General features: G+C 71.0%; 20 protein-coding genes. 8 read left to right on the forward strand and 12 right to left on the reverse strand.

Going from position 1 to position 21,229, the window contains the following annotated elements:
* Positions 1-257: 257 nt before the first annotated feature.
* Positions 258-461, reverse strand: a complete 204-nt coding sequence (locus ACFYM2_RS31315) for a cold-shock protein (RefSeq protein WP_359002795.1) — start codon at positions 459-461, stop codon at positions 258-260.
* A 654-nt stretch (positions 462-1,115) separates the two neighbouring features.
* Here ACFYM2_RS31315 and ACFYM2_RS31320 point away from each other — a divergent pair.
* Both ACFYM2_RS31320 and ACFYM2_RS31325 read left to right on the forward strand, forming a co-directional pair.
* Entirely contained in the window at positions 1,116-1,448 is a 333-nt protein-coding gene (locus ACFYM2_RS31320; protein ID WP_388840891.1) for a DUF5946 family protein, read from the forward strand.
* Between the two features lies 1 nt (position 1,449).
* Positions 1,450-2,436: an L-threonylcarbamoyladenylate synthase gene (locus ACFYM2_RS31325; protein ID WP_388840894.1), complete on the forward strand. Its 987-nt coding sequence runs from the start codon at positions 1,450-1,452 to the stop codon at positions 2,434-2,436.
* Between the two features lie 34 nt (positions 2,437-2,470).
* Here ACFYM2_RS31325 and ACFYM2_RS31330 read toward each other — a convergent pair whose 3' ends face one another.
* From ACFYM2_RS31330 to ACFYM2_RS31340, 3 genes are read right to left on the reverse strand one after another with little or no spacing between them, the layout of a single operon-like run.
* Positions 2,471-3,502, reverse strand: a complete 1,032-nt coding sequence (locus ACFYM2_RS31330) for an NAD(P)/FAD-dependent oxidoreductase (protein ID WP_388840897.1) — start codon at positions 3,500-3,502, stop codon at positions 2,471-2,473.
* Positions 3,499-4,017, reverse strand: a complete 519-nt coding sequence (locus ACFYM2_RS31335) for an isoprenylcysteine carboxylmethyltransferase family protein (protein WP_359002802.1) — start codon at positions 4,015-4,017, stop codon at positions 3,499-3,501. Before ACFYM2_RS31335 ends, ACFYM2_RS31330 begins: the two co-directional genes overlap by 4 nt.
* 9 nt (positions 4,018-4,026) lie before the next feature.
* Positions 4,027-5,160: a type III polyketide synthase gene (locus ACFYM2_RS31340; protein ID WP_388840900.1), complete on the reverse strand. Its 1,134-nt coding sequence runs from the start codon at positions 5,158-5,160 to the stop codon at positions 4,027-4,029.
* A 46-nt stretch (positions 5,161-5,206) separates the two neighbouring features.
* Here ACFYM2_RS31340 and ACFYM2_RS31345 point away from each other — a divergent pair, with 46 nt between their 5' ends.
* Positions 5,207-6,067: a UbiA family prenyltransferase gene (locus tag ACFYM2_RS31345; protein WP_388840903.1), complete on the forward strand. Its 861-nt coding sequence runs from the start codon at positions 5,207-5,209 to the stop codon at positions 6,065-6,067.
* A 73-nt stretch (positions 6,068-6,140) separates the two neighbouring features.
* On the opposite strand, the gene ACFYM2_RS31350 is transcribed toward ACFYM2_RS31345, so the two are convergent.
* From ACFYM2_RS31350 to ACFYM2_RS31365, 4 genes are all read right to left on the reverse strand, one after another.
* Positions 6,141-6,479: a hypothetical protein gene (locus ACFYM2_RS31350; RefSeq protein ID WP_388840906.1), complete on the reverse strand. Its 339-nt coding sequence runs from the start codon at positions 6,477-6,479 to the stop codon at positions 6,141-6,143.
* Between the two features lie 13 nt (positions 6,480-6,492).
* The gene (gene ctaD, locus ACFYM2_RS31355) at positions 6,493-8,232 is read right to left on the reverse strand and encodes a cytochrome c oxidase subunit I (RefSeq protein ID WP_388460385.1); all 1,740 of its coding nucleotides are present in this window, start codon (positions 8,230-8,232) and stop codon (positions 6,493-6,495) included.
* Between the two features lie 273 nt (positions 8,233-8,505).
* Positions 8,506-8,889, reverse strand: a complete 384-nt coding sequence (locus ACFYM2_RS31360) for a DUF1360 domain-containing protein (protein ID WP_388460383.1) — start codon at positions 8,887-8,889, stop codon at positions 8,506-8,508.
* Positions 8,890-9,508: 619 nt separating this feature from the next.
* Positions 9,509-10,024: a universal stress protein gene (locus tag ACFYM2_RS31365; RefSeq protein WP_388840909.1), complete on the reverse strand. Its 516-nt coding sequence runs from the start codon at positions 10,022-10,024 to the stop codon at positions 9,509-9,511.
* 703 nt (positions 10,025-10,727) lie between these two features.
* On the opposite strand from ACFYM2_RS31365, the gene lysA reads away from it, so the two are divergent.
* Positions 10,728-12,062, forward strand: a complete 1,335-nt coding sequence (lysA, locus tag ACFYM2_RS31370; RefSeq protein WP_388840912.1) for a diaminopimelate decarboxylase — start codon at positions 10,728-10,730, stop codon at positions 12,060-12,062.
* A gap of 63 nt (positions 12,063-12,125) precedes the next feature.
* Here the strand turns inward: lysA and ACFYM2_RS31375 are convergent, their stop codons facing one another.
* A complete protein-coding gene (locus tag ACFYM2_RS31375; protein WP_359002815.1) occupies positions 12,126-14,057 on the reverse strand; it encodes an amino acid transporter in 1,932 nt (643 codons plus the stop codon).
* A 196-nt stretch (positions 14,058-14,253) separates the two neighbouring features.
* Complete coding sequence (locus ACFYM2_RS31380; RefSeq protein WP_388840915.1) at positions 14,254-14,523, reverse strand: hypothetical protein; 270 nt, start codon at positions 14,521-14,523, stop codon at positions 14,254-14,256.
* Positions 14,524-15,179: 656 nt separating this feature from the next.
* Here ACFYM2_RS31380 and kdpF point away from each other — a divergent pair.
* Genes kdpF through ACFYM2_RS31400 form a run of 4 tightly spaced genes read left to right on the forward strand, consistent with a single transcriptional unit; the run spans position 15,180 to position 19,731 of the window.
* Complete coding sequence (gene kdpF, locus ACFYM2_RS31385; RefSeq protein ID WP_350233201.1) at positions 15,180-15,269, forward strand: K(+)-transporting ATPase subunit F; 90 nt, start codon at positions 15,180-15,182, stop codon at positions 15,267-15,269.
* Positions 15,270-15,277: 8 nt separating this feature from the next.
* Positions 15,278-16,948 carry a potassium-transporting ATPase subunit KdpA gene (gene kdpA, locus ACFYM2_RS31390; protein ID WP_388840918.1) on the forward strand — a complete coding sequence of 557 codons (1,671 nt, stop codon included), beginning with the start codon at positions 15,278-15,280 and terminating at the stop codon, positions 16,946-16,948.
* Complete coding sequence (kdpB, locus tag ACFYM2_RS31395; RefSeq protein ID WP_388840921.1) at positions 16,945-19,047, forward strand: potassium-transporting ATPase subunit KdpB; 2,103 nt, start codon at positions 16,945-16,947, stop codon at positions 19,045-19,047. The genes kdpA and kdpB overlap by 4 nt, the downstream gene beginning before the upstream one ends.
* A gap of 6 nt (positions 19,048-19,053) precedes the next feature.
* A complete protein-coding gene (locus ACFYM2_RS31400) occupies positions 19,054-19,731 on the forward strand; it encodes a potassium-transporting ATPase subunit C (protein ID WP_359002819.1) in 678 nt (225 codons plus the stop codon).
* 51 nt (positions 19,732-19,782) lie between these two features.
* Here the strand turns inward: ACFYM2_RS31400 and ACFYM2_RS31405 are convergent, their stop codons facing one another.
* Both ACFYM2_RS31405 and ACFYM2_RS31410 read right to left on the reverse strand, forming a co-directional pair.
* The gene (locus ACFYM2_RS31405) at positions 19,783-20,112 is read right to left on the reverse strand and encodes a hypothetical protein (protein ID WP_388840924.1); all 330 of its coding nucleotides are present in this window, start codon (positions 20,110-20,112) and stop codon (positions 19,783-19,785) included.
* A gap of 102 nt (positions 20,113-20,214) precedes the next feature.
* On the reverse strand, positions 20,215-20,841 hold the full coding sequence (locus ACFYM2_RS31410; RefSeq protein ID WP_359002912.1) for an endonuclease: 627 nt from the start codon (positions 20,839-20,841) through the stop codon (positions 20,215-20,217).
* Positions 20,842-21,229 lie beyond the last annotated feature (388 nt).

A 21,229-nucleotide genomic window follows, 5' to 3' on the forward strand; every position in this document is an offset into this window, starting at 1 on the left:
AACGAACCGAATGAGATGCGAAAAATAATCTGGAACACGACAGGACCGACGCGGGCTGCATCGACAGAATTTCCGTCGCCATATGGACGTGAAATCCCGGACGCCTACCGATTAACACTTCGGACGCCGCGCGCGTCACTGGATGCGGGGACCGCGAACGATTGCCGTCCGCAGATCACACCCGCTGCGGGAAATGCTCGCAGCTGGGGCCCGCACCCCGAGGGATGCGGGCCCCAGCTACGAAGTATGCGCCGACGTCAGGCGAGAACGATATTCTCGGCCGTCATGCCCTTCTGGCCCGACACGATGTCGAAGCTGACCCTCTGGCCCTCGATCAGCTCGCGGAAACCCTGGGCGGCGATGTTCGAGAAGTGGGCGAACACGTCGGCACCCCCACCGTCCTGCTCGATGAAGCCGAAGCCCTTGGCCGCGTTGAACCACTTCACTGTGCCTGATGCCATGTCATATCTCCTTCGGGGCAGTACGCCGTTACCCGCGATGGCGGATACCGGGTCGCCGTGATGATGCCCCGTCCGGAAATACCGGCAATACGAAAAAGCGCCCATTGGCCGAAAAATCCCGGCGGAGACGCTTGAAGTTTTGGGAACCACAACTGCAACTGGGATCGACAGTAGCACGAGCCGGTGGCCCGAGTCCGGTAAATTACTTCACCCCGTTGATTGCAGCAAGAACACTCGTCGGGTGACGTGTCAAAACTTACGTCGCGGCCATAGATATTGACTCGGCCGAAGTGCGGCGTTTCAGCGTAAGACGGCCGGCGCCAAGAGCTCCGAGAAAGTGCTCGATGACCCGGCGGCCGCGCCCCTTGCCCGGCGTGGGGCGGGCCCCCACGCCGGTTGGTCCGCGCGCTACGGTCCGGCCAGGGTGGGGACAGGTTGGTGCTGGAGACCGCCAGTACGTAGCCGAGCTTTCGTCCTCCCAGGACAGCGCGTAGGTGGGGGTCATCGCCGTAGGCTTCGTCGCGGGCCGCCCACGCGGCGGGGACCCGATGATCACCGGTGGTCGCAGCTGTCTGGCTACCGGGTTCCACCAGCAGAATCACCACTGCGGCTGGACTGCCGGCCTCGCTGTGCTTCGAGGATCGAGGAGAAGGCATGGAACCCTGCTCGGAGTGCGGTGCGCCAATTCCGCACTCCTGCGACGAGCTGTTCCACGCCTTGCTCGCTTTGGACCATTCACGTCAGGCACCGTGGGGGCCGCTGCACGGTGTCTCCGTCTCTTGCTTCCTGCTCCAACACCCCAGTCGGCTTCCCGCCGACGACGGCGCGACGGCTTGGGCGCTCCTGCGTGCGTACCTCGAAGGCGGCCTCGACGACGTGGACCAGCTCGTCGCCCAGGCCCGTCGCGGCAACTCCCATCGTGTTATGCGGCCTGTCCACGACCGCACTCCTTCTCCGGTCGTCATTTCGGTCAGCGCGGCCGCCTAAAATGGCGAGGGTGACGGCAAACACCATTGACATCGAGAAGGCGGCCGGTGTGCTGCGCGCCGGCGGCCTGGTGGCGCTCCCGACGGAAACCGTTTACGGGCTGGGCGCCAACGCCGAGGACCCCGCTGCCGTGGCGCGGATCTTCCAGGTCAAGGGGCGTCCGCCCTCCCACCCGCTGATCGTCCACATCGGCGGCGCGGAGCAGCTGGACGACTGGGTCCAGGACGTACCACGCGCGGCGCGCCTGCTGGCCGAGCACTTCTGGCCGGGGCCCTTGACGCTGGTCCTGCGGCGCGGTCCCCGTGTGCCCCTCGAAGCGACCGGTGGTCTGGAGACGGTGGCCGTGCGCGTGCCCGGGCACCCCGTCGCGCTCGCGCTGCTGGCGGCCTTCGGCGGCGGCGTCACGGCTCCGTCCGCCAACCGCTTCGGCCAGGTCAGTCCCACCATCGCCGAGGACGTGCGTGCCGAGCTGGGTGACGCCGTCGACTTCGTGCTGGACGGCGGGCCCTGCGAGGTGGGCGTCGAGTCGACCATCGTCGACGTCACGGGCGAGGTCCCGAGCATCCTGCGGCCCGGCGGGGTGACGCGTGAGGACCTGGAAGCGGTGCTGGGAGCCCCGCTCGCCGTCCCCGCGACGAGCCCTGTCCGGGTGCCGGGCCAGCATCCCTCGCACTACGCGCCGCGTGCGCGGGTCGTCCTCGTCGAGCCCGACCAGGTGGTCGCCGAAGCGGAGCTGGCACGGGAGCGGGGGCACCACGTGGGCGTCTTCCTTCCCCCCGCCGTCACCGGTGCCACGGTGACGGCGCACGCCGTGGTGCGGGTCCCCGCCTCGATGCCCGCCTACGCGCGTGGGCTGTACGGGTTCCTGCGCCGGCTCGACGAGCAGGGGTGCGACCTCATCGTCGCGTCCTTGCCGGTGGAGGAAGGGCTGGGTCTCGCGATCGCCAACAGGCTCCGGCGCGCCGCGGGGCCCCGGCACACCGTGTGACCAGTGGCGAGCGCCGTCGCGCCCGCGTCGGGGCTCAGGCCAACGCGTTCACGGCGGCCGCGAAGAGGCGGGGCCAACGGGTGGCGGCCGGCACGATGAGCGGTGCGAGCGCGGGACGCTGACGGGTTCGCACCAGCAGTTCTGTCAGGAGGCGGTGGCGCCGGGTCACGCGTTTCCAGTCGTCCTCGTAGCGCTGTGGGGTGCCGCGCCGGATGTTACGGATCAGGGCGTCGGCGCCCGCGAGGGCGAGGGAGACCCCTTCACCGGTCAGCGCGTCGACGTACCCCGCCGCGTCACCGACGAACAACACCCGTCCGTGGCAACGGTTCCGGGGCCGCTGGCGCAGCGGTCCCGCGCCCCGTACCGAGGTGACGGCCGCCGTCTCGGGAAGGCGGGCCGCCAGCTCGGGAAAGGCCGCGAGCTGGACGTCGTAGGGCGCCCGCCGGGCCGTCAGAAGCGCCACTCCCACCAGCGCCGGGCCGAGCGGAGTGACGTACGCCTCCCCGAACGGTCCCCAGTGCACCTCCACGTACGACGACCACGGCGCGACAGCGTAATGGCGGCGCAGCCCGTAGCGGGGCGCCGTCGTGCTCGTCACCTCCAGGCCCAAATGACGGCGCACCGGTGAGTGAAGACCGTCCGCCGCCGCCAGCCACCTGGCGCGCAAGCCCGTGCCGGGGACCGTGACACTCGCGGTGTCCTGTCGCACCTCGCTGACGCGCAGGGGCAGCACGGGAACACCCTCGTCGAGCACGGCCCGGTGCAGAGCCGCGTGCAGCTCGGTGCGGCGGGCGCCGAGGCCAGAGCCCTGCCAAAAGCCCGCCTCGGCCCGCAAAGGCCCCTGCACATAACGGATTCCACCGATCGTCCGGCCGGGGACCTCCAGACCGAGCGCGCGCAGAGCTCGTACGGCACCGGGCATCAGGCCTTCCCCGCACGCCTTGTCGACCGGCGCCCGGCGGGGCTCGGCCACGACCACGTCGAGGCCCCCGCGTGCGGCGTACAGCGCGGTCGCGAGCCCCGCGGGACCGCCTCCGGCCACGATGAGGTCGTGGGGGGCCTTCATGCGGCGCGCACGGCCGTGGCGAGAGCGGTGTTCTCGCAGCGGATGCGCACCCTGAGCAGCATCGCGTTGGCCGCGGTGAACACCGCGGCGGTCAGCCAGGCGCTGTGCACGAGGGGCAGGGCGATGATCTCCACGACGACGGCCACGTAGTTGGGGTGGTGGAGGAATCTGTACGGTCCCGCCCCGACCAGGCGCGTTCCGGGGGCGACGATGACCCGCGTGTTCCAGTACGGCCCGAGTGTGGTGACGCACCACCATCGCAGCGCTTGGGCCAGCAGGACCAGGACCAGCATGGGACCGCCCAGCGCGGGCAGGAACGGCCGGTCGGCGAGCGTGGTTTCGGCCAGACAGGAAACGAGCAGGCCGGTGTGCAGGACGACCATCACCGGATAGTGACCGCGCCCGTGTTCCACGCCGGCGCGGGCGAAGGCCCGGGCCGCGTTGCGCCGTGCGACGGCGAGTTCGGCCAAGCGCTCGGCGGCGACGGCGAGAACGAGAAGTGCGTACCAGTGCATGAAAGCCACTCACCATCGGATCAGGACGAGTTCGGAGCAGAATCCGGGGCCCATCGCCGCGACCAGGCCCCAGGTGCCGGGCTCGGGCCGCCGGCACGCGTGGATGGTCTCCAGGATGTGCAGGACGGACGCGGACGACATGTTGCCCGCCGTCGCCAAGGAGTGCCGGGACACCTCAAGGGCGTCCCCGGGCAGCCCGAGCGAGTCGGCCACGGCTGAGAGCACGGCGGGGCCGCCCGGGTGGCATACCCATGCGCCGATGTCGTCGACGGCAAGGCCGTGTTCGGCGAGGAAGGCACGCACGTGGGTGCCGAAGTGGCCGCGCACGATGTCCGGGACGCCCGCGTCGATGACGACCCGGAAACCGTCGGCGCCGATGTCCCATCCGAGGAGGTGTTCGGTGTCCGGGTACAGGTGGCTGCGGGTGGCGATCACCGAGGGCCCGGCTCCGGCCGACGCGGCGGCGGAGCCCGCCTGTGCGATCAGCGCGGCGACGCCGTCCCCGAACAGGGCGCCGGCCACGAGGTTCGCCGCGGAGTCGTCGTGGCGCTGGAGCGTCAAGGAGCACAGTTCGACGCTGAGCAGCACGGCGGTGCCTCCGGGATGCCCGCGCAGGTAGTCGTGCACCCGGGCGAGTCCGGCGGCCCCGGCCACGCATCCCAGGCCGAATACCGGAAGGCGCTTGACGTCGGGGCGAAGTCCGAGCCTCCCTGCCAGCCGGGCGTCCAGCGAGGGCGCGGCGATCCCGGTGATGGACGTGCACACCAGCAGGTCGATGTCGGCCGGTTCGATTCCGGCGTCTCCCAGTGCGGCGGTGAGCGCTTCCTCGCCGAGCGCGAGTCCGGCCGCCATCCACGCGTCGTTGCTCCGTCCGAAGTCGCTCAGGCCGGCGTACCGCTCGATGGGCAGGGCGAGGTGACGCGTGCGTACGCCTGCCGACGCGTGCAGACGGCGCAGCAGGGCGCGGTCGGCCCCGGGGGCCAGGCAGAGGTCGCCGATCGCCTCGGTGAGGTCGTCCTGGGCGTACCGGTGGGCGGGCAGGGCCGTGCGGACCGCGACGATCGTCGTCGTGACGGGCGGGGAGGGGCGGTACGGCGCGGGGGACGGAGCGGGGACGTCCTGGACAACGACAGGGACACGCATGTCGGGTATGCCTTCCTCGCGGCGCGCGCTCGCATAACTTCCCCCTGTGACTCTCCACCCGCTCGGTGCCCTCGCCCCCGCGGCGCGTCCTGTCCCCGTACTGCTGCGTGCCTGCCACCTGGAACCGACGATCGCGGTGACGGCGTTCGGGACCGCGCTCGCCGCGGTGGCGGGCCGAGGGACGACGGGTTCTGCGGCCGTGGCCACCGCCGTACTCACCGGACAGCTGTCGGTGGGCTGGTGCAACGACGCGCTCGACGCACGCCGGGACACGGCCTGCGGGCGCCGTGACAAACCCGTGGCCACGGGTGAGGTCCCGCCCCGGACGGTGGCCGTGGCGGCCGGGACCGCCCTCGCCCTGTGCGTGCCGCTGTCCCTGCTGAGCGGCGGCGCGGCGGGGGCGGCGCACCTGACGGGCGTGGCCGCGGGCTGGTCCTACAACCTGGTGCTGAAACGCACCGTGCTGTCGCCGCTGCCCTACGCCGTCGGCTTCGCCTCCCTGCCGGCGTTCGTCACCCTCGGCCTGCGCCCTTCGCTGTGGCCCGCGTGGTGGGCCGTGACGGCGGGGGCGCTTCTGGGCGTCGCGGCGCACGTGGTCAATGTGCTGCCCGACATCGAGGACGACCTCGCGGCGGGGGTGTGCGGGCTGCCCCAACGACTGGGCCGCCGGGCCTGCCGGTGGCTCGCCCCTGCGACGATGATGGTGGCCCTCGGCGTACTGATCGCCGGGCCGCCGGGCGCGCCGCGATGTCGGGACTGGTCCCTGGGGGCGGCATCGGCGGCCGTGACGCTGGCCGGCGCCGCCCTGCCGTTGGGACGCCGGAGCCGATGGCCGTTCCGGGCGGCGATCGTCGGCAGCGGCGTGGCTGTCGCGCTGCTGCTCCTGCGCGGCGCGGACATGGCCTGATCCGTCACGGGCCGGTGGGGCGGCGCGGGGCCCTCGTGGTCGCCGCCCACGCGTGACCCGCGCGCGGCCCGGCTCAGCGCAGACAGCGCAGATACGAGATGCCGGCGCACAGGGCGAAGGCGAGCAGGGTCAGGCAGATGAGGCGGCGGCGCAGCTGGGCGTACCGGTGGGCGTATTCGGCCCGGAGCTTGTCGGCGCGGACCACGGTCGCCGCCAGCATGTCCCGGTGCAGCCGCAGATGGTGCCGCGCGAAGCGGGAGGAGACGTCCCGCTGTTCGGCGGGACCGAGCCAGGTCAGGGCGCGGGCGAAGTCCTGCCCCTGCTCGTGTGCGTCCCGCCGCACGGCCTCGCTCATCAGGAATCCTTCGAGCCGGACAAGCCCCTCGGCGGCTTCCTTCGAGGATTTGGACATCGGTGGCCGCCGCCTACTTGGCCTGGTCCTGGCTGGGCCCGGAGTTGAGTCCCCGAGAAGTGACCGCCTCGTCGTCGTCGACGATGTCGCGCCGGTGGTTGTTCGCCGCGTCCAGTGCCGCGATCGCCGGGTGGTGGAGGTCGAAGGCGGGTGATTCGGAGCGTACGCGGGGCAGTGTCACGAAGTTGTGCCGGGGAGGCGGGCAGGAGGTGGCCCATTCCAGGGAGCGCCCGAAGCCCCAGGGATCGTCGAGCGTGACGCGGGGCGCGTACTTGGCCGTCTTCCATACGTTGTAGAAGAACGGCAGGGTGGAAGCGCCGAGGAGGAAGGCGCCGATGGAGGAGATGGTGTTGAGGGCGGTGAATCCGTCGGCGGCGAGGTAGTCGGCGTACCGGCGCGGCATGCCTTCGGCGCCCAGCCAGTGCTGGACGAGGAACGTGGCGTGGAACCCGACGAACAGCGTCCAGAAGTGGATCTTCCCGAGGCGTTCGTCGAGCAGCTTGCCGGTGAACTTCGGCCACCAGAAGTAGAACCCCGCGAACGTGGCGAACACGACCGTTCCGAAGACCACGTAGTGGAAGTGCGCCACGACGAAGTAGGAGTCGGTGACATGGAAGTCCAACGGCGGTGAGGCCAGGATGACTCCGGTGAGGCCGCCGAACAGGAAGGTGACGAGGAAGCCGATCGACCAGAGCATCGGGGTCTCGAAGGACAGCGAACCGCTCCACATCGTGCCGATCCAGTTGAAGAACTTCACCCCGGTCGGCACCGCGATCAGGAACGTCATGAAGGAGAAGAACGGCAGCAGTACCGCCCCGGTGGCGAACATGTGGTGGGCCCACACGGTCACGGAGAGGCCGGCGATGGAGATCGTGGCACCGATCAGTCCGGCATAACCGAAGATCGGCTTGCGCGCGAAGACCGGGATGATCTCCGTGATGATCCCGAAGAACGGCAACGCGATGATGTAGACCTCGGGGTGCCCGAAGAACCAGAACAGGTGCTGCCACAGGATGGCCCCGCCGTTCTCCGGGTTGAACACCTGGGCGCCGAAGCGCCGGTCGGCCTCCAGGACCAGCAGCGCCGCCGCGAGGACCGGGAAGGCGAACAGCACAAGTACCGAGGTCAGCAGGATGTTCCAGGTGAAGATCGGCATCCGGAACATGGTCAGGCCGGGCATGCGCATGCAGACGATCGTGGTCACGAAGTTGACCGAGCCGAGGATCGTTCCGAACCCGGACAGCGCCAAGCCCATGATCCACATATCGCCGCCGACGTACGGCGTGCGGGTGCCGCCGCTGAGCGGCGTGTAGGCCGTCCAGCCGAAATCGGCCGTTCCCTCGGTCGTGAACAGGCTGCCCAGCACGATCAGTCCGCCGAAAAGGAACAGCCAGAACGCGAGCATGTTCAGTCGCGGAAACGCCACATCGGGTGCGCCGATCTGCAACGGCATGATCGCGTTGGCGAACCCGGCGAACGTCGGGGTCGCGAAGAACAGCAGCATGATCGTGCCGTGCAGCGTGAAGACCTGGTTGTACTGCTCGGTGGACATGATCTGCAAGCCGGGCCTGGCCAGTTCCGCCCGCAGCAACAGGGCCAATACGCCACCGATGACGAAGAACCCGAACGACGCGATCAGATACAGATGACCGATCTTCTTGTGATCCGTCGTGGTCAGCCAGGAGACCACGACTTGTCCCCGCGACCGCTTCGACGCGGGGACAGGTGCGACAGGATCCGCGGACAACACCATGAATGCTTCCCTCCGCCGAAGACATAGATCGGTCGCGCTCAGCACCCATGGCGGGCGTCCTTACGCGCGTCTCACAGATCTACTACGGAAGGTGACGGAACACGAGGCGCCAATCGGCTCATGTCCGTTTGGCGCGACAGGGCCGCATCTTTTCTTCGACTCGGCTGGATTTCTTCGGGACCGCACCAGCCGGTGCGGCGAGCCGGGCCGCCAATTGGGCGATTGCGCGATTGAGCAACTGAGCGACTGAGCGACTGGCGGGGGCCGAACCGGTCAGTGTTCGGCGTGTTCGGTCAGCGCCGTGTAGCCGAGCTGGAGGACGTCCGACACGGCCAGCGCGGTCAGCGCTCCTGTCGCCGTGCGGGTGGCCTCGGGCCAGACCGTCCTGGCGCCGGTGAACGTGGCGACGATCCATACGCTCAGGCAGAACGGACAACTGAGCAATTCCCCCACGGTGTGGCGACCGGACTCCTCACGCGGGGTCTCGTTGAGCTCGGCGGGCGCGCCGTCACCGTCCACACGGGTGAACGGGGCGCGCAGCGGGCGGGTCACCGTGGCCTTGCCGATGAGGCGACTGAGCCGGAACGTGGCGGCGGCCGTGAGCAGAAGATCCCAAGGGTCCGGTTCGGGCAGAGGGCGGCCACTGCGGCGATGCAAGGCGGTCCATCCGGCCGCGTACCCCGCAAAACCCATTACCGCGCCCAGGTGACCGCCGTGGGACCGCAAAACCTTGAGTGGCCTCATCGCAATGCCTCATTCTGCCGCTTGGGCTCGCGTCGGAATTCGCCGGGACGAATGCGCCGGAACATGTACAGCACCAGCTGCCCGGGGCAGTTACCCCGTACCGACCTTGACACGCACGGCCGAAATGCGCGGCCGCTGAGGGCGGAGCGCGGACGCCGCGGTGATTCGCCCGGCCGAAGGCTTTACTCGATCCGTCCGCGCTGACGGGCGCCCCCGAGCCGCCCGAGGCTCACCCGCCGGACCCGTGCGGCACCAGGTCACCGAGGTGAGGCGGTCCGTGCGGACGTGGCGGTGGTGGAGCGGGCCCCGGTCTGGAGGAGGCCGGGGGCGGCGCGTGGACGCGGGTCGGCCACAGGGCGGCCAGGAGCACCGGGCCGGGCGCCGTCACAGCAAGGCGCGCCCCCGTCGACGTAGCCGGCCGTCGCGTCGACGCCGAGGAGCAGGGCCTCGAACACGGCGGCGGGTACGGCCGCCGTCCGGGCGGTCGGCCCCCAGGCCGGGTTCGCGGCAGGGCGTCGCGCTGGCACGGCGCTCACCGGGTCAGGTCCCCGGCGTCCAGCGGCCGCCGCCACGCGATGCGGCGGTGCATCGCGTCCAGGTCGGCCTGGAGCGGGCTCGGCGGGACGGCGAGGACCGGGCAGGGGGCGTGGGCCAGGCAGTAGCGCGACACCGAGGGGCGCAACGCGCGCGTCAGGGGCGCGCGGGAGCCCGTGCCGACGACGAGGAGATCGTCGGGGCCGCACACGGTGTCCACGAGAGCCGCGCCCGGTGTGGCCCGGACCGCGAGCCCCGCCAGGGTCACGTCCGGCGGGCCTTCGCCGAAGGCGGTGCCAAGGACCTCCCGCAGCCGTTCGACCGCCGCGTCACGGCAGCCCACCAGCAGGGGCAGGCCGCCGCCGCACGCCCTCGACTCCGGCCCGAGCGGCGCCCGCCAGGCCAGGATGACCCACAGTTCCGCGTCCCGCGCGCGTGCCTCGGCGGCCGCCCGGTGCAGCGCCGTCAGACTTCCGAGGGAGCCGCACGTACCCGTCACCACTCGTCTTCGCACCCGTTCCTCCGCCCTCGCGCCTTCGTGGCCCCACGGGCCCATGTAACGGCGCGCGCACGGCACTTGGCGGCTCGCTGACGCTCCTCTGACGCCGCCACGGCCCGCCCATACGTCTCTCGTACGCCCCAGGGCGCGGCCCGTCAGTGGCGTGTATGGACTCCACCGCTTTTCGTCAAGGCACCGTCAGGGAGTCACCCCAACCGTGCCCGGACGGGGATAGCTTCGGTGCCACGCCCCGGACCACCTCCCCGCGTCCGGGGCTCACCATCGCCCCCGATCCACGGTTTTCAGGGAGAGCCCTGTGTGTCTGTTCCCGTACGACGATGATCCGGAGCGCGATAGTCCGGAGCCCGGCGAACGGGCCCCGGCCAGGCTCCTGTTCGCGCCCGTCCGGCCGCAGGCGGCACGGAAGCGGTGACCGGGCCGTCGCGTACGGCGCTCGGTACGCGGGCGGCCGTCGGGCCCATCGGGACCGCGAGGGCGGCCCCGGACCCCGGCGACGGCCAGGCCTTGGCCCGGTTGCCCGCGTACCTGCGTACCCGCATATCCGCGTCCTCGCTTCCCCGCGTAAGCAGCCGTGCGCGCCGCTCGGCTCCGGCCCTGTGACCGTGGGTCCCGCGCTGTCGGCCTCCTGGGCCGCGCCCGTCCCGGGCGCCCCGCGACTGTCCGGCCCGCGTTCCGCGTCATCGTCTGAAGGGACACCATGACCATCGCCGTTCTTCCCGCGGCCCCCGCCGCCGCGGACGATCTGTCCATCTGGCCGGCCTCCACGGCCCCGCTGCCGCACGGCGCCCTCTCGGTCGGTGGAGTGGCGCTGACCGCGATCGCGGAGCGTTTCGACACCCCGGTCTACGTCCTGGACGAGGGCGAGGTACGCGGACGCTGCCGCGCCTACCGGGACGCCTTCCCCGACGCCGACGTCCTGTACGCCGCGAAGGCGTTCCTGTCCCGGGCCATGGTCCGCTGGGTGAGGGAGGAGGGCCTGGGACTCGACGTGTGCTCGGCGGGCGAGCTCGAACTCGCCGTCGCCGAGGGCTTCCCCGCGGACCGCGTCGTCCTGCACGGCAACGCGAAGTCACCGCACGACATGGAGGCCGCGCTGCGGCTCGGGGTGGGCCGGATCGTCATCGACAGCCCCGGCGAGATCGCCCGCCTCGCGGCCGCCGTGGGGCCAAGCGGCTCCCAGAAGGTGCTGGTGCGGGTGGTGCCGGGCGTCGCGGCCGGCGGTCACGAGAAGATCCGTACGGGTACGGAGGACCAGAAGTTCGGCCTGTCCCTCACCGACGGCTCCGCCTCGCACGCCATCGCCCGGATCCTCGGCAGGCCCGAGCTCGAACTCGTCGGTCTGCACTGCCACATCGGCTCCCAGATCACCGAGGTGAAGCCGTATCTGACGGCGGTGCGGCGCATGGTGGGCCTGATGGCCCGGATCCGCGACGCCCACGGCGTGGTCCTGCCCGAACTGGACATGGGCGGCGGCCACGGCATCGCCTACCGGCCGGGAGAGCCCGCGCTCGACCTCGCGGAGCTGGCCCGCGCGCTGCGCGCCGAGCTCGTGGAGAGCTGCGCGGCGGCGGGCCTGACCGTGCCCCGGCTCGCCATCGAGCCGGGCCGCGCGGTCGCCGGTCCCGCGGGGGTCGCGCTCTACCGGGTCCTCGCCCTGAAGCGCACGGCGGGCCGGGTGTTCGTCGCCGTCGACGGCGGCATGAGCGACAACCCGAGGCCCGCCCTGTACGGGGCGCGCTACGCGCCACGTCTGGTCGGCCGCCGCTCCACCGCCGAGCCCGCCGCGGCCACGGTGGTCGGCCGCCACTGCGAGGCGGGTGACATCCTCGCCGCCGACGTGGCGCTCCCCGGCGACCTGCGCCCGGGCGACCTGCTCGCCGTACCGGTGGCGGGGGCCTACCAGTTCGCGATGGCCTCCGGTTACAACCTGGTCGGCCGCCCGCCCGTCGTCGCGGTCGGCGGCGGGACGGCGCGGCTGCTCGTCCGCCGAGAGACGCCGGCCGACTTCCGCGCCCGTGACATCGGCGCTTAGTAGGTGGCGATCATGACGCGCCACCGGCGGGCGCTGACCGCGCGGCTGCCGCCGGGACGCGGGTCAGCCGGCGTGGACGTGCGGGCGGCGGGCGCGGTCGGGTTCGGCCTCGCGGATGACCTCGCGGGTGACGGGTGCGACCTCGCCCTGGCCGAAGAGGAAGAAGCGCAGGAAGTTGGCCATCGGGTTGCCCTCGGTCCACTCGAAGTAGATGTGCGGCCGCTGGCCCGTCTCGTCCCGTACGTGCAGCAGGAGGGCGGCGAGCGCGTTGGGGATGCTGGAGCTCTCCAGAGTCAGGACGCGGTAGCGGCCGTGCAGCACCTCGCCGCGTACCCGCAGACCGGATTCGAACTCCGACGCGTCCAGGACGGTGACCTCGACGAACAGGACGTCGTCGCCGGGCGGGATGTCGTTGTCGGCGCGGATCTGCTCGACCTTGTCCCGGTACTCGGCCTCGTCCCGGCTGTCGGGCTCATTGGCGATGAAACGGATCGTGCCTTGCGAGGCGTCATGGACCAGGCGCCGGGCCTCATCGTCCAACTCCACGTCGGTGACGCGCAGTTCGAAGACGCGGGCCAGGCGCGACAGAAGGGAAAGGGCCATGATCCCGGCGATGAAGCAGGCACCGATCTTCACACCGTCCGGCCGCTCCGCCACGTTGACGGCGGTGGTGTAGACGAGCACGGCCGCGATGACGCCGAAGCCGATGGTCCAGCCGCGCTGGCCGGCCCGGCGCGCCGCGATGGTCACGGCGACGGCGGCCGAGGTGATCAGGACGAGCACACCCGTGGCGTACGCGCCACCCTGCTTGTCGACGTCGGCGTCGAACAGCCAGGTAACCAAAAACGCGATCAGAGTGAACACGATGACCATCGGGCGCAGGGCGCGCGCCCAGTGCGGGGCCATGCCGTACCGGGGCAGATAGCGCGGCATCAGGTTCAGCAGGCCTGCCATGGCCGAGGAGCCCGCGAACCACAGGATCAGGATCGTGGAGATGTCGTAGACCGTGCCGAAAGCGGTGCCGAGGTGTTGGTGGGCGAGGTACGCCAGGGCGCGCCCGTTGGCCGCGCCGCCCGGCTTGAACTCGTCGGCCGGGATCAGCAGGGTCGTGATGAAGCTGCTGGTGATCAGGAAGACGCTCATGATCACGGCGGCGGTCGTCAGGAGCTTCTTCGTGCCCCGGATCCGCCCGGCCGGCCGGTCCGGCGCGTCGCCCTCCTCGCCCTGGACGTGCGGCATGACCGCGACGCCCGTCTCGAAACCGGACATGCCGAGCGCGAGCTTGGGAAAGACGACGAGCGCGATGGCGACCATCATGAACGGGTTGCTGTGCTCGGCGGTCAGCGCGTGCGTCCAGTCGGTGACGACGTGGGGCTGCGACACCACCTCGACGATGCCGTCCGCGATGACGACGACATTGAGCGCGAGGTAGGTGAGGACGAGGACGACGGCGACCCCGATGGCCTCGCTGAACCCCTTGAGGAAGACCGCTCCGAGCAGCGCGATAAGGATCAGCGTGATCAGGACCTGGTGGCCGCTGAGGACACCGGTGAGGTGCGGGTTCTCCACCAGGTGCGCGGTGGCGTCGGCGGCCGAGAGGGTGATGGTGATCAGGAAGTCGGTCGCCGCGAACCCGAGCAGGGTCAGCACGAACAGCTTGCCCTTCCAGAACGACAGAAGCCGCTCCAGCATCGCGATCGACCCCTCGCCGTGCGGGCTCTCCTCGGCCACCCGCCGGTACACCGGCAGCGCGCCGAACAGCGTGAGGAGCACCAGGACGATCGTCGCCAGCGGCGAGAGCAGTCCGGCGGCGAGCGCCGCGATGCCCGGCTGATAGCCCAGGGTGGAGAAGTAGTCGAGACCGGTCAGGCACATGACGCGCCACCAGGGCCGCCCCGGGTGCTCGGTGTCCGGCGCGGACTGCTGCCTGGGCAGGTCGGTCAAGCCTTCCAGCATCCACGCGCGCAGGCGCGAGGCGGGGGCCGGAGTGGCCATCGTGGGGGGCTCCTGTCGTACGGGATGGTTTTCGGCCATCGACACGACGGCCGAGCCAGCGTACGCATTCTGATCGCCCGGGCCGGGACGCGGGCCGATGACGGGGGCCGATCCTGACGTGTCCTTAACACGGACCGCTCCAGCGGCGTAATGAGCCGGGCCGGGGAGCCGGCCCGGCTCGGGTGTCCGCGCGGTGTCAGTGCGTCGGGTCCGGCCTCACCAGCCGACGCCGATCGGCGTGCGGTCGCCGAGCCCGACGGGGCCGGACCCGATCGCCGAAGGTGCCGTTGCCCTTGCCGGGGTAGGGCCACAGTTTGCCCGTGGCGGCCTCCACTCCGACGAGGTCGGCGCGGCCGTCTCCGGTGAAGTCGGCCGCAGTCGTCTTGACGATGCCGGCCGGCATCGGGGAGGCCCCGGGCCACGGCACGTTGGCGACGATCCGCTCGCCGCCGTATTCGTTGACCATCCACAGCTGGTCGGTGCCGAGCCAGTGGGAGAGGTTTCGCAGGTTGACGGCGGTGCGCGTGACGAGGTGTACGGGCTCGTCGGCGCGGGCCCATGCAGAGCGACCCGGGCGAGGTCGACGCCGGACAGCTCACGCATCGCTGCTGCCGGCCCGGTCGGTGAGGGCGCTGGCCTGCTCGGTCACGTAGGCCTCCTACCGGTGTCCGTAGGTCATCGATGAGCTGCGAGAGCCGTCCCCGAGTTCGTCGGCGCGGCGCGCCGGGCGCTCGCCGCAGATGCGCGGCGCCATCTCCGCGTCCGATCCCGGACGCCGTCCGCGTATACGCCAAAGCAGCCGCACCCCGCCGCACCGTGCGGATCCCCGGCCCAGCACGGCGCCGGACTCCACCGCATCCCCAGGTGGCATTGGCACTCCAGGGCTCCCCATGCGGGCCCCTTCACGTCAGGGCGGCATCAAGAGTGCCCACGGGTCCGTATGGAGGGCATCAACGGGACTTAACGCCCGGCTGAGCGCGGGGTTTGCTCGGCTTCGGCCACACGGCCGATTCCATCTCATCACTTCATCCAGGAGCTCACGATGGCCGATCTGGCCTTCGTCGCCACCACGATCGCGGTCTTCGCACTGGTGGCCCTCATCGCGCGGGGGGTGACCAAGCTGTGAGCGTCGAGAACATCGTCGGCCTCGTGGTGGCCGTCGCGCTGCTCGGTTACCTCGTCCTCGCCCTCGTGTACCCGGAGAGGTTCTGAGCACCGACATGAGCCCCGAACTCGCTGGTGTGCTCCAGCTCCTCGCGCTGATCGCCGCGCTCGCACTGGCCTACCGCCCGCTCGGCGACTACATGGCCCGGGTCTACTCCTCCCAGAAGCACTACCGGGCGGAGAGGTGGCTCTACCGGGCCATCGGCGCCAACCCGGCGGCCGAGATGCGCTGGTCCGCCTATCTGCGCTCGGTCCTCGCCTTCTCGGCGGTGAGCGTTCTCTTCCTCTATCTGCTCCAGCGGGTGCAGGGCAGCCTGCCGGGCTCGCTCGGCTTCGTGTCGATCGACCCCGACCAGGCGTTCAACACGGCCGCCTCCTTCGTCTCCAACACGAACTGGCAGTCCTACTACGGCGAGCAGGCCATGGGCCACGTCGTGCAGACCGGCGGCCTCGCGGTGCAGAACTTCGTCTCGGCGGCCGTGGGCATGGCCGTGGCCGTGGCGCTCGTACGGGGCTTCGCCCGCTCGCGGACCGGCGAGCTCGGCAACTTCTGGGCGGACCTGGTGCGCGGCACCGTCCGCGTTCTGCTGCCGATGTCCGTGCTCGGCGCGCTGGTCCTGGTGGCGTGCGGCGTCATCCAGAACTTCGCCGGCATCCACGCGGTGGGCCAGTTCATGGACGGGCACGGCCCCCAGCAGTGGAACGGCGGGGCCGTGGCCTCGCAGGAGGTCATCAAGGAACTGGGCACCAACGGCGGCGGCTACTTCAACGCCAACGCCGCCCACCCCTTCGAGAACCCCACCCCGTTCACGAACCTCTTCGAGATCTTCCTGATCCTCGTCATCCCCTTCTCCCTCACCCGCACCTTCGGCCGCATGGTGGACAGCGTCCGCCAGGGCTACGCGATCCTGGCGACGATGGCCGCGATCTGGGTCGTCTTCGTCGGCCTGATGATGTGGACGGAGTTCGCCCACCACGGCCCGGCCCCGCAGGCGGCGGGCGGCGCGATGGAGGGCAAGGAGACCCGCTTCGGCATCGGCGCCTCCTCCTTGTTCGCCGTGTCCACCACGCTGACCTCCACCGGCGCGGTCGACTCCTTCCACTCCTCCTTCACGGGGTTCGGCGGCGGCATCACCATGCTGGGCATGCAGCTCGGCGAGATCGCGCCGGGCGGTGTCGGCTCCGGGCTCTACGGCATGCTGATCATGGCGATCATCGCGGTGTTCATCGCGGGTCTCATGGTCGGCCGCACCCCCGAGTACCTGGGCAAGAAGATCGGTACGCGGCAGATCAAGCTGGCCGCCTGCTACATCCTGGTGACCCCGGCCCTCGTGCTGTGCTTCACGGCGGCCGCGATGGCGCTGCCCACCCCGGGCCACTCCATGGCGAACTCCGGCGCGCACGGCTTCTCCGAGATCCTGTACGCGTACTCGTCGGGCGCCAACAACAACGGGTCCGCCTTCGCCGGTCTGAACGCGGACACGCAGTGGTTCAACACCACCATCGGCCTCGCGATGCTGCTCGGCCGGTTCCTGCCGATGGTCTTCGTCCTCGCCCTGGCCGGTTCGCTCGCCGAACAGCAGCCGGTCCCCGCCACGGTGGGCACGCTGCGCACCGACAAGCCGCTCTACACCGGCCTGTTGGCCGGCACGATCGTCATCATCACCGGTCTCACCTACTTCCCCGCCCTCGCGCTGGGGCCGCTTGCCGAAGGGCTCGCCTCATGAGCACCATCACCCCCACCCCCACCCGCGCCCCGCACGAGGACACGCCGGCAGGTCAGGGCCCGGCCGGGCGCGTCGGCGGGGGCCAGTTCGACGCCCGCGCCCTGTGGACCTCCCTGCCCGACGCGGTGCGCAAGCTCGATCCCCGCGTCATGGTCAAGTCGCCCGTCATGTTCGTGGTCCTCATCGGTTCCCTCGTCACGACGGCGCTGGCCCTCAAGGACCCCACGGACTGGTTCGGCTGGGCGATCACCATCTGGCTGTGGCTGACGACGGTCTTCGCCAACCTCGCAGAGGCGGTGGCCGAGGGGCGTGGCAAGGCGCAGGCCGACACCCTGCGCAGGGCCAAGACCGACACCGTCGCCCGCCGTCTGACCGGTGCCGACGAGGAGCGCGTCCCGGGGACGGAGCTGCGCGTCGGGGACCTGGTGGTCTGCGAGGCCGGGGACGTCATCCCCGGGGACGGAGACGTCGTCGAAGGCGTCGCCTCGGTCGACGAATCGGCCATCACCGGTGAATCGGCGCCCGTCATACGGGAGTCGGGCGGCGACCGCAGCGCGGTGACGGGCGGCACGAAGGTCCTCTCGGACCGCGTCGTCATCAAGATCACGACGAAGCCGGGCGAGACCTTCATCGACCGCATGATCGCGCTCGTGGAGGGCGCCGCGCGGCAGAAGACCCCCAACGAGATCGCCCTCAACATCCTGCTCGCGTCCCTGACCATCGTCTTCCTGCTGGCCGTGGTCACGCTTCAGCCGTTCGCCGTCTACGCGGGCGCCGAGCAGTCGATGATCGTGCTGACCGCGCTCCTGGTCTGTCTGATCCCGACCACGATCGGCGCGCTCCTTTCGGCGATCGGCATCGCGGGCATGGACCGGCTGGTGCAGCGCAACGTCCTTGCCATGTCCGGCCGCGCGGTCGAAGCGGCGGGCGACGTGTCGACGCTGCTGCTCGACAAGACCGGCACCATCACCCTCGGCAATCGCCAGGCCGCGCGGTTCGTGCCCGTCGAGGGCGCGACCGAAGCCGAACTCGCGGACGCCGCCCAGCTGTCCTCGCTCGCGGACGAGACCCCCGAGGGCCGCTCGGTCGTGGTCCTGGCGAAGGAGAGGTACGGTCTGCGCGAACGCCACCAGGGCGAGCTCCAGCACGCCGAGTGGATCGCCTTCACCGCGCAGACGCGCATGTCGGGCGTCGATGTGGACGGCAGGAAGACCCGCAAGGGCGCGGCCGGTTCGGTCATGGCCTGGGTCAAGGAGCGGGGCGGCCAGGTCGCCGAGGACGCCGGCCTTCTTGCGGACGCCATCTCCGAGGCGGGCGGCACTCCGCTGCTCGTGGCCGTGGAGGACGCCAGGGGCGCGCGCGTTCTCGGAGTCATCCACCTCAAGGACGTGGTCAAGGAGGGCATGCGCGAACGCTTCGACGAACTGCGCCGCATGGGCATCAGAACCGTCATGATCACCGGCGACAACCCGCTCACCGCCCGCGCCATCGCCGAGGAGGCCGGCGTCGACGACTTCCTCGCCGAGGCCACCCCCGAGGACAAGATGGCCCTCATCAAGCGGGAGCAGGCCGGCGGCAGACTCGTCGCGATGACGGGCGACGGCACCAACGACGCCCCGGCCCTGGCCCAGGCGGACGTCGGCGTGGCGATGAACACCGGCACCTCGGCCGCCAAGGAGGCCGGGAACATGGTGGACCTGGACTCCAACCCCACCAAGCTCATCGAAATCGTGGAGATCGGCAAGCAGTTGCTGATCACCCGGGGCGCGCTCACCACGTTCTCGATCGCCAACGACGTGGCGAAGTACTTCGCGATCATCCCGGCCATGTTCGCCGTGGTCTACCCGGGCCTGGACAAGCTCAACATCATGGGCCTGCACTCCCCCGAGTCGGCGATCCTGTCCGCCGTCATCTTCAACGCGCTGATCATCATCGCCCTCGTACCGCTGGCCCTGCGGGGGGTGCGCTACCAACCGACCAGCGCCGACAAGATGCTCCGCCGCAACCTCTCGATCTATGGAATCGGCGGCCTCATCGCCCCGTTCGTCGGCATCAAGCTCATCGACATGATCATCACCCTCATCCCCGGAATCGGCTGATCGGCTATGAACAGTTCTGTCGCAAACACCGCACGGCTGATCGGCGCGGGCCTGCGGGCCCTCGTGGTCCTGACGGTCCTGTGCGGGGTGCTCTATCCGCTCGCCGTCACCGGCATCGCGCAGGCCGCGTTCAGCGACCGGGCCAACGGCTCCGAGATCAAGGACACCAGCGGCCGGGTGGTGGGCTCGTCCCTCATCGGGCAGAGTTACGACCTGCCCAGGAAGAACCCCGACGACCCGGGCGAGGCGGCAAGGCCCGACCTCAGGTGGTTCCAGCCGCGTCCGTCGGGTGGGCTCGGCGCCAACACCGTCAACCAGCGGTACTCGCTGCTCGTCTCCGGCGCCACCAACAAGGCCGCCGACAGCCCCGAGCTCGTCCAGCAGATCAAGGACGCCAAGGCGGCCGTCGTCAAGGACAACACCACGGCCACCTTCACCGTCAGGCCCCAGGACGTGCCGGCCGACGCCGTCACGTCCTCCGCCTCCGGCCTCGACCCGGACATCTCCCCCGCGTACGCCGAGCTTCAGATCCACCGCGTAGCCGAGCGCAACCGGCTCGATGTGGGGCGGGTCGAGCGGCTGGTCGCGGAGCACACCGAGGGCCGCACGCTCGGCTTCCTGGGCGAGCCCCGCGTCAACGTGCTCGAACTCAACATCGCGCTCAGGGCGCTGACGAAGGGCTGAGCGAGGCGGCGAAGCCGACGCAGGCGCAACGGGCGGAGGGCGGCGCGGCGCTCAGTGCGCCGCGCGTTCGCCCTGGACGTACGGATCGGACTCGGCGTCGTAGGTTCCCGCGTGCACGGACAGCTGCGCCACGATGCGCTCCCACTCCTCCAGTTCCGCGAGGCGGCGGCCGCCGTCGTCCGCGTCGGCCGCGCCGCCGTCCGCCTCGTCCTCCGAGGGGCTGCTGTCCTTGGCCGCGGCGAGCCGGCGGAACGCCGCGACCGCCTCGTGGTGCCCCATCCCCTGGGCCTGCTCGCGCACCGCCTCCCGCCCGGCCTTCTCCGCCGGTGTGGGCCCTTGCACGTCGGGTCCCGGCTCGGCCAGTGGTCGCTCGTAGGTCATTCTCGTCCCGCTTCCCCGTGTAGGTGTACTCGCTCTCCCCACAACGCGCGAAGCCCGGCCGGGAGTTCCGGCCGGGCGCCTCGGAAAAGCCGGGGCCTCGCTTCAGGCGGCCTTCGCCAGGCAGTCCTCCACCACCGTGCGATCGAGTGCGGCGCGGACCAGAGCGGCGGCGAGTTCGGCGCGCGGGGTGTCGCCGGCGAGCCGGAGCAGGGCGGCCGGGTCCTTCGGCAGCCCGAGCCGTTCGGCTCCTTGCAGGGTCTTCGCGTCGAGGAAGGGGGCGAATTCGGACCAGATGTCCTGGACTTCGCGCAGGAAGATGTCGGCGCCCATCGGACCGAGACCCGGGGTCTCGCGCAGCAGCGCGCGCAGCGCGTCCGCGTCGCCGTCGGCCCGCTCACGCAGGCGCCGCAGGTCGCCGCCCCACTTATCGAGCAACAGCTCCGCGCCGTCGCCGAGTTGGGTGGCGGTGCGTTCGTCGTAACGCCGGTAGCCGCCCGCGCCCAGCGCGTCCACGCGCTGCTGCCAGGTCGCCCGGGCCATGCGCCGAGGATCGCGCAGGCCCGCGTCGTACAGGGCCCGGGCGGTCGCCACGGCGACGGAGGCCCGGATCCGCGCGCTCAGGAGACTGGCAAGGACCAGCGTCCGGTACAGGGGCTGCGGGGTGTCCTTCAGGCGGATGCCCGCCTCGGCCGCGTACGTGCGGCCGTGGCCGCTCAGCAGGGTCCGCATCAGTTGGTCGTCGCCCACCGTGGCCTCCTTCTCCCCGGTCGCCGGGCCCGCGCGAGGACGTACCCCCGCACGCGCCGGACATGCGCGCCCCCTTCTCATCATGACCGCCCCCGTCGGCCCGCGCATGCGCGCTCGGGCGTGCGGTGACGGGGGTGAGGGGGCGGGGGTGAGAAGGCGGGGGTGAGAAGGCGGGGCGGGGCTTTCGAGGGAGCTTGAGGGCGCCGCCGCGTGCGTCCGGCGACGCCCTCCGGGCGGACCGGGGCCCGCCGACGACGGGCCCCCGAGGGTGCCGGCGCTAGGGGGTGTCTGGTGGATCAGGGTCGGTCAGGGCGCGGCGTCTGGTGCGGTGCATCGCAAGGCGCCGGAGCGTCTCGATAGCGGAGCTATC

Source organism: Streptomyces sp. NPDC006711, from assembly GCF_042869775.1.
Classification (GTDB): domain Bacteria; phylum Actinomycetota; class Actinomycetes; order Streptomycetales; family Streptomycetaceae; genus Streptomyces.

Coding starts and splice junctions, on each gene's coding strand:
- ACFYM2_RS31325 (WP_388840894.1), top strand. CDS start 1,450: ATGGCGAGGGTGACGGCAAACACCATTGACATCGAGAAGGCGGCCGGT.
- ACFYM2_RS31330 (WP_388840897.1), bottom strand. CDS start 3,502: ATGAAGGCCCCCCACGACCTCATCGTGGCCGGAGGCGGTCCCGCGGGG.
- lysA (WP_388840912.1), top strand. CDS start 10,728: ATGACCATCGCCGTTCTTCCCGCGGCCCCCGCCGCCGCGGACGATCTG.
- ACFYM2_RS31375 (WP_359002815.1), bottom strand. CDS start 14,057: ATGGCCACTCCGGCCCCCGCCTCGCGCCTGCGCGCGTGGATGCTGGAA.
- kdpA (WP_388840918.1), top strand. CDS start 15,278: ATGAGCCCCGAACTCGCTGGTGTGCTCCAGCTCCTCGCGCTGATCGCC.
- kdpB (WP_388840921.1), top strand. CDS start 16,945: ATGAGCACCATCACCCCCACCCCCACCCGCGCCCCGCACGAGGACACG.
- ACFYM2_RS31380 (WP_388840915.1), bottom strand. CDS start 14,523: ATGGTCAACGAATACGGCGGCGAGCGGATCGTCGCCAACGTGCCGTGG.
- ctaD (WP_388460385.1), bottom strand. CDS start 8,232: ATGGTGTTGTCCGCGGATCCTGTCGCACCTGTCCCCGCGTCGAAGCGG.
- ACFYM2_RS31350 (WP_388840906.1), bottom strand. CDS start 6,479: ATGTCCAAATCCTCGAAGGAAGCCGCCGAGGGGCTTGTCCGGCTCGAA.
- ACFYM2_RS31410 (WP_359002912.1), bottom strand. CDS start 20,841: ATGCGGACCCTGCTGAGCGGCCACGGCCGCACGTACGCGGCCGAGGCG.
- ACFYM2_RS31340 (WP_388840900.1), bottom strand. CDS start 5,160: ATGCGTGTCCCTGTCGTTGTCCAGGACGTCCCCGCTCCGTCCCCCGCG.
- ACFYM2_RS31405 (WP_388840924.1), bottom strand. CDS start 20,112: ATGACCTACGAGCGACCACTGGCCGAGCCGGGACCCGACGTGCAAGGG.
- ACFYM2_RS31315 (WP_359002795.1), bottom strand. CDS start 461: ATGGCATCAGGCACAGTGAAGTGGTTCAACGCGGCCAAGGGCTTCGGC.
- ACFYM2_RS31400 (WP_359002819.1), top strand. CDS start 19,054: ATGAACAGTTCTGTCGCAAACACCGCACGGCTGATCGGCGCGGGCCTG.
- ACFYM2_RS31335 (WP_359002802.1), bottom strand. CDS start 4,017: ATGCACTGGTACGCACTTCTCGTTCTCGCCGTCGCCGCCGAGCGCTTG.
- ACFYM2_RS31320 (WP_388840891.1), top strand. CDS start 1,116: ATGGAACCCTGCTCGGAGTGCGGTGCGCCAATTCCGCACTCCTGCGAC.